Origin of the sequence: Gilliamella sp. Pas-s27 (genome assembly GCF_009795865.1) — a bacterium.
Lineage (GTDB): Bacteria > Pseudomonadota > Gammaproteobacteria > Enterobacterales > Orbaceae > Gilliamella.
The window spans coordinates 1-6,358 of the sequence record NZ_WTEW01000042.1; the positions used below are offsets into that span (position 1 = coordinate 1).

The window sequence follows — 6,358 nt, forward strand, 5'->3', positions numbered from 1 at the left end:
TTATCTGCGGTGGCTCTTATATCAAAATCAGCAGCGAAGGTATCGAACTGGGTACACAGGATAATATCTATCTTAAGTGTAATGTGTTGCAGAAAATGGGGGGGGCAATATTGAATTATGACCCAATAGATGTACCAGCATTATTTACCGAGCAAGATATGCAAGAAGGCATCACGCTAGAACTTAAAACAGAAGATGGTTATCCGATTCCGATGACAAAATATGTTGTGCGTTTTAAGAATGGGGAATTGCGACAAGGAAAATTAGACCGTGAAGGAAGGGTAGTATTAAAAAATGTACCGCTTGGCATAGAATATGCTTACGCTTATCCTGATCAAGATGATATTTTAGCCAAAGCTAATGCACAACGACTACATAAAGCCATTGAGGTGGGCAATGCTAATGCAATAATTGATTACTTAAGTTATGCAGAAGAAATTGTTGCCAAAACAAGTGAGGTTTATAAACAGATCTATCATGAAGATCTAGCAAAAACATTAAAAAAATCAATTGGACCATATAACAATCATAAAAACCTAATTGATTATCTTTTAGATAGAGCTGACCTAAAAAATAATAAAAAATAATAAAAACAATAGGATTTAAAACAATGAATTTAGAAGACTACAAAATTGTAACAGAGCCATCCTTAAAATATGTGATTAAAAATAAAAAAATGTCATTTTTTTTAAGAAAGGTTAATCCTGAAGCGAAAGATGTAGAAAACTTAATTATTCGTTGGTGTTGTGTTAATCACAGTGATGAGGACAAAAAAAAACAGCGTAACATTAGTGGCCCCAATGGACCTAAATGGCTAGATGCCAAATGGACATTAAGAGGGGTGCATACCGTAGTTTGTACCGTAAAAAAAAGTTTATTAGATCCAAACCCCAAAAATTATTACTATGTTCAACACGTCATCAGCGAAGATGAATGCTTAAGTTATGACAGCGGTACTTTTGAAGAGACTGAAAATCCATTCAACGTGCTACACAACTTAAAAAAGCAGATTGACGTAATTCACGCTTTAGAACCCAAAAGCCAGCTTAGTGAAGATGAAGAAAGCAAATATCAAGAACGCATCCAAAATATGGAAACATATTGTGAAAAGCTAGAATATTTGCTTAAAAAAATACCAGATACTCATAAAGAAAATTTCAAAATTATTACCGCAAGACATTATTCTAACGAGTACCCTGACACAAATTCAATTTTATTACAGGTTTGTTATTTTTATAAAGATAATAAAGCTTATTTATTAGATTGGACTAGCCCAACACTACAAGGTTGGTGTGGCGTATTTAAGGGTGAAGGTGATACCGAGCAAACGGCGGTACTTGATGCTTTAAAAAAATGGGAAAGTGATAATCGTTACCCTGATGGCATATTAAAATGTCGTTATCTTTGCTCTAGCCATCCAACACTAGAAATACCGAAATATGATGGTGAAGGGCTACTTAGTTGGGATATATACGATCAACATTATTCGCAAGAACATCAATTCACAACAGATGGTTCAACTTTGTTAGATAGCATTTCTAATGCACTGAGCTGGTTTGCAATTGGTGCATCTATCGTTGCTGGTGCCATCTTAATTTTTATACCTGGTGGACAGGTAGCGACGGCTGCATTATGGGCTATGGCAGCTTCAGCCGTAGCGGGTAGTGCAGCATCAGTGATTAATATAACGCAACGTTATAATTCGGGCTTTAGTAACTGGAAAGATGATGGAATAGACTCATTAACCATTATTGCAAGTATATTAGGAATGGCCTCAATGAAAGCCTTGGTAGCATGGAAGCCATTAGCATTCTTGCCTCAGCAAGTAGGTAAAACAAATGCCATAAAAGCGATACTTATTGGTGAAGTTACGGCTAATAGTGTTCAAACTATTATGATTTCTAGCGAAATTGCTTCGGCCATTTATTCAACAATGGAAGATAAAACTATCCCGCCAGATGAAAAACTGTCAAGAATTTTACGATTAATCGCAGCGGGAATAACCATTGGGGCATTAAGTTACGTTAATATCAAAAGCTCCCTTGCTAACTTTAATTTTATCTCAGAAGACGCATCGCTACTGAAAAAATTGACAAAAGAAGAGGTCGATGCCATATTAAACGATCCAAGTATTGTTATCATTGAACATGGCGAAACTTTACCTCCCCAATCGACAGCACCAGCCACAATACCAGAAACAAGAGCCGCTTTCAGACAATTACAAGAATTTAAATTATTACCATTATTGGGCGAAAATATAGAGCCACCATCCACACTTACCCAAAATATTTTTATACCTAGCAATGAATATTTACATTATTTAAATATTAATCCTGAACCCGAAATATTTCTAAAAAACGAAATTAATAAGCATTTAAATCTTGACAATCCATACGAGGCAACAAAGCAAGCATTACTTCCTCCTTCATCAAAGACACCAGAAAGCGATCAACGAGTACAAGTTCTAGCAAGGATAGATAACCAGCTTTACAGTAAAACGATAGTAAATTCAATTATTGCAGAAGCTAGAAGTTTTGAGTATATAGCAAATTATCCAGGTCAGGTTAGAGCTAAAATAGAAAAAGATGCCAAATGGAAAAAAAGAGTTGCCATATCAAAAGCAACTTGTACAATTAAAGGCATTATATTTGAAAATGCAAAAGAATTTGGCAATTTACCGTTTGATTTACAAAGTGCGATTAAAGCTAAAGTAGTTGTACAGGGTAAATTTACTGGTAATTCAGCCCCGATTAGCGTTATTGATATTGAAGGTTATATCGCAACATTACGATCTTTCTATCCAGATAGAAAAATGGATAAATTAACAGCGAAGTTAATAAAAAACTATTTAATCAAACATAAAGATCATCTATCAAATTTTAATGGTATGCCCGGTGCCCATGCTGAAATAGTAGCTGTTGATGATGTATTTAAACAACTGCGAATGCGAGGATTAGATCCCGAAGAATATTTACACGAAATTGAAGTATATACTTTTAAAACCAAAAATCCGAAAAAAGACGATTATCTAAAAGCATTTAAAGCCTGCGCTAATTGCAGTGGTATTTTAGATCCTCTAATTAAAGTTAGAACAGGGCGAGAAGGATAATAAAATGAATAAGATAAAAAATAAAACTGCGCTTAACCTACCGGTTCGGGTAGAGTTAAGTTATTTGCAACAGATTGACGGCTTGTACTTTTTAAATGATGTATTGTTTAGTGGATTGGCTTATGACCATCGTGAACAAACATTGCATAAAGTTTACCAAATTACCCAAGGTGCAATCACCGCAGAAGATGATTATGGTTTTTTTAAACATAATAGTAGTCCATTAAAAATAGATTTTGATGTGATTGAAGATGAAGATGAAGATGGAGACTATTATAATTATGGCAATGATACAACATACTATCAAGGAGAGTTGCTTAATGGTGTAACTTATGTATATCGTAATGGATTTCTTTGGGGCGAAGCACTATGGATTGATGGTTATGATGTCGAAGACATCGGATGGTATACCGATGGCTCGGGATTAATATACGAATATGAAACAAATTATGTTGGAGACAAATGTAAAGTTGAGTGGAATTATAAACAGCTGACTAATATTGATATTATAAGAGAGCAAGCACTCATTAACTTAACTTTTAATGATCAAAATCAAATTAAATCTTGTGCGTTAGCTGTAGATAATATTGCCGATTTGGGAAACTTGTTTAAACGAGATGATTTACCCTTACCCCTCAATAACCTAAAAGGATTACTGGCGTATTATCCATTGGCTGAGGATATTATGCTTAATATTCAACGTGAAGATAATTTCCACTATTTTGTTAATCATACCCAATTTCATACAATTAAAAAATTAACGTTATCAACTCAGTATTTATCTTTACCAGTATTAACCAAGTTAATGGATTTGCCCAACTTAAAATACATCTTTTTTGAAGAAAGTGGGGTAAGTGATTTTGACTTAGAAACAATGCCTGAGCAAGAACGAAAGATAAAACAACAACAGTGTGACGAACGTAACCATGCCCTATTGACATTGCTATTTGCCATACAAGCTAAGCGGCATTGTCAAATTAGACTAGACTCAAATTCAGGATTATTATTTGACTACTGTCCAGTTAATGGAAAAGTAACTGCTAATGTTAATCAAAACGATTTTAACTACCTACTAAATACATTACCACTTGAGCAAATTACTGTGCTTGATTTACGACAACGTAACTTTCCTATCTCTTTATTCGCAAAAATTGCCCAATTCAGTAATTTAAAAAAATTATCGATTAAAGAAAATAAAAAGACAATGGATTATAGCCACGAACAATCAGTAGATAAGCAAGCTAGAATTATGGCCTATCAACAGCGCGAACATCGTAATCAGGAAATCTGGACATTCCTAAAATCATTCCAGTTACAAGTACATTGTGATATCAAACTAATATCCGAAACATTACAAGTCTTTGAACTACGCTATCAAGGTTAACCAACTTTATAAAAAACAGAATATAAAAATGAACCTCATTCAAAAAAACCATAATATAAACCTACCCATTCGGGTAGAGTTAAGTTATTTGCAACAGATTGACGGCCTGTACTTTTTAAATGATGTATTGTTTAGTGGATTGGCTTATGACCATCGTGAACAAACATTGCATAAAGTTTACCAAATTACCCAAGGTGCAATCACAGCAGAAGATGATTATGGTTTTTTTAAACATAATAGTAGTCCATTAAAAATAGATTTTGATGTGATTGAAGATGAAGATGAAGATGAAGATGAAGACTATTATAATTATGGCAATGATACAACATACTATCAAGGAGAGTTGCTTAATGGTGTAACTTATGTATATCGTAATGGATTTCTTTGGGGCGAAGCACTATGGATTGATGGTTATAATGTCGAAGCCATCGGATGGTATACCGATGGCTCGGGATTAATATACGAGTATGAAACAGATTATGTTGAAGACACATGTAAAGTTGAGTGGAATTATAAACAGCTGACTAATATTGATATTATAAGAGAGCAAGCACTCGTTAACTTAACTTTTAATGATCAAAATCAAATTAAATTTTGTGCGTTAGCTGTAGATAATATTGCCGATTTGGGAAACTTGTTTAAACGAGATGATTTACCCTTACCCCTCAATAACCTAAAAGGATTACTGGCGTATTATCCATTGGCTGAGGATATTATGCTTAATATTCAACGTGAAGATAATTTCCACTATTTTGTTAATCATACCCAATTTCATACAATTAAAAAATTAACGTTATCAACTCAGTATTTATCTTTACCAGTATTAACCAAATTAATGGATTTACCCAACTTAAAATACATCTTTTTTAAAGAAAGAGGGGTAAGTGATTTTGACTTAGAAAGAATGCCTGAGCAAGAACGAAAGATAAAACAGCAACAGTGTGACGAACGTAACCATGCCCTATTGACATTGCTATTTGCCATACAAGCTAAACAGCATTGTCAAATTAGACTAGACTCAAGTTCAGGATTATTATTTGACTACTGTCCAGTTAATAGAAAAGTAACTGCTGATGTTAATCAAAACGATTTTAACTACCTACTAAATACATTACCACTTGAGCAAATTACTGTGCTTAATTTACGGCAATGTAACTTTCCTATCTCTTTATTCGCAAAAATTGCCCAATTTAGTAATTTAAAAAAATTATCGATTGAAGAAAATAAAAAGACAATGGATTATAGCCACGAACAATCAGTAGATAAGCAAGCTAGAATTATGGCCTATCAACAGCGCGAACATCGTAATCAGGAAATCTGGACATTCCTAAAAGCATTCCAGTTACAAGTACATTGTGATATCAAACTAATATCCGAAACATTACAAGTCTTTGAACTACGCTATCAAGGTTAACCAACTTTATAAAAGACAGAACATAAAAATGAACCTCATTCAAAAAAACCATAATATAAACCTACCCATTCGGGTAGAGTTAAGTTATTTGCAACAGATTGACGGCTTGTACTTTTTAAATGATGTATTGTTTAGTGGATTGGCTTATGACCATCGTGAACAAACATTGCATAAAGTTTACCAAATTACCCAAGGTGCAATCACAACAGAAGATGATTATGGTTTTTTTAAACATAATAGTAGTCCATTAAAAATAGATTTTGATGTGATTGAAGATGAAGATGAAGATGAAGATGGAGACTATTATGATTATGGCAATGATACAACATACTATCAAGGAGAGTTGCTTAATGGTGTAACTTATGAATATCGTAATGGATTTCTTTGGGGCGAAGCACTATGGATTGATGGTTATAATGTCGAAGCCATCGGATGGTATACCGATGGCTCG

At 33.8% G+C, this 6,358-nt stretch carries 4 protein-coding genes and 1 pseudogene; all 5 read left to right on the top strand.

Annotation, left to right across the window (positions count from 1 at the left end; all coding sequences use genetic code 11):
- A pseudogene (locus GQ589_RS11100) lies at window positions 1–587 on the top strand (DUF2345 domain-containing protein); the annotation flags it as partial.
- 23 nt (window positions 588–610) lie between these two features.
- A complete protein-coding gene (locus GQ589_RS11105; RefSeq protein ID WP_160426205.1) occupies window positions 611–3,109 on the top strand; it encodes a YwqJ-related putative deaminase in 2,499 nt (832 codons plus the stop codon).
- A gap of 4 nt (window positions 3,110–3,113) precedes the next feature.
- Window positions 3,114–4,493: a hypothetical protein gene (locus tag GQ589_RS11110; protein WP_160426207.1), complete on the top strand. Its 1,380-nt coding sequence runs from the start codon at window positions 3,114–3,116 to the stop codon at window positions 4,491–4,493.
- Window positions 4,494–4,521: 28 nt separating this feature from the next.
- Entirely contained in the window at window positions 4,522–5,907 is a 1,386-nt protein-coding gene (locus tag GQ589_RS11115) for a hypothetical protein (RefSeq protein ID WP_160426208.1), read from the top strand.
- Window positions 5,908–5,935: 28 nt separating this feature from the next.
- A partial coding sequence (locus tag GQ589_RS11120) for a hypothetical protein (RefSeq protein WP_160426210.1) occupies window positions 5,936–6,358 on the top strand: 423 nt, incomplete at its 3' end.